This window comes from Rhodococcus sp. R1101, assembly GCF_000278445.1.
In the GTDB taxonomy this organism is placed as follows: Bacteria; Actinomycetota; Actinomycetes; order Mycobacteriales; family Mycobacteriaceae; genus Rhodococcus; species Rhodococcus gordoniae.
Genome location: NZ_AJVB01000730.1, coordinates 1 through 1,287, shown reverse-complemented (window position 1 = coordinate 1,287; position 1,287 = coordinate 1). Strand labels below are relative to the sequence as shown.

Genomic DNA, 1,287 nt, shown 5'->3' with positions numbered 1-1,287 from the left:
GGCCGTCGCATGGGGACTCTTCGCGGTCTGGCTGCTCATCGGGCAGCTCGGGGTACTGCTCGATCTCCCGCAATTCGTGCTCGACCTGTCGCCGTTCACCCACGTACCGGCGCTCCCGGCGGCGCCGTTGCGGATCCTGCCGCTCGCTGTCCTGTCGGTGCTTGCGGCAGCCACCGCGACGGCGGGGGTGCTCGCGATGCGCCGCCGCGACCTCGTCCTCCACTGATGTCTAGGGGACGACCATCACCGGGCAGGTCACCGTGTGCAGCAGCGCCCAGGTGGTCGACCCGAGCAGCAGGTTGGGGAATCCGCCTCGTCCGCGACGGCCGAGGACCAGCAACTGCGCGTCGGCCGCGTGCGACGCCAGATAGCGGGAAGGCTGGTCCAGGACCACCACCGGCCGCACCGTGACGTCGGGGAACTGTTCACCGTGCCCGGAGAGGCTCTCCGACAACAGTGCTCGCTCCCGGTTCTCCACACTGTCCCAGTCGATCCTGAAGCGGAAAGGTGCCCGCACGTCGAGATCGGACCAGGCGTGGACGGCCACGAGCTCGGTGCCGCGCAATGCCGCCTCCTCGAACGCCGCGGCGATGGCGCGGGAACTGTGCTCCGAACCGTCGACCCCGACCACGACCGGCCCGGAGATGTCGTTGATCTCGACGTGCGGCAGGTCGCGCACGACCACTGCAGGAGCGTGCGTGTGCGTCACGAGCGCCGTGCCGACCGACCCGAACCGCTCCCAGCCGAACCGGTTGTAGCCGGCACCGACGACCACCATCGACGCCGACTTCGAGCGGTCGACCAGTTCGAGGGACGGAGAACCGGTGCACAGGTGGGTTTCGATGTCGAGTTCACGATCGGGGACCGCGCGGCGCGCATACTCGGCGGCGTCGAGAAGTAACTCGCGTCCTTCGGACTCTTCCTGTTCGAAGAAGCCGGCGGGCATACCGATGGGAACACCGAAGGTGTTGCGGACCGACACCGTGGTGACCAGTGCCAGCGAGAGCCGGCGGCGGTCGGCTTCGCGTGCCGCCCAGGCCACGGCCTGAAGGGACGCTTTCGACCCGTCGACTCCGACGACGACGGAGCGATGTGCGGACATGGCGACCACCTCGGGAATGTCCGGGCTACGGGGGCACTGTCAGTACACGCTCGTATCCATCGGTCGCACTAGAGTCGACGGTCCCGAGTCGATCGGAACGGGTGACCAAAGGCCCTCGTGGGCCGCCGACTCGATGTTCACACTGAGAACTACGAAGGGCACCGAATGCCACTACACCCCGAAAA

General features: G+C 67.8%; 1 protein-coding gene and 1 pseudogene. One reads left to right on the top strand and one right to left on the bottom strand.

From position 1 onward, the window contains the following. Positions 1-226, top strand: a pseudogene (locus R1101_RS28500) (anibiotic ABC transporter); the annotation flags it as partial. Positions 227-229: 3 nt separating this feature from the next. Here R1101_RS28500 and R1101_RS0123670 read toward each other — a convergent pair. Beyond that, entirely contained in the window at positions 230-1,102 is an 873-nt protein-coding gene (locus R1101_RS0123670) for a universal stress protein (protein WP_026003649.1), read from the bottom strand. Positions 1,103-1,287: the final 185 nt, after the last annotated feature.

What these genes read in the sequence shown, in the direction of transcription:
- R1101_RS0123670 (WP_026003649.1), bottom strand. Translation starts at nt 1,102, where the DNA reads ATGTCCGCACATCGCTCCGTCGTCGTCGGAGTCGACGGGTCGAAAGCG.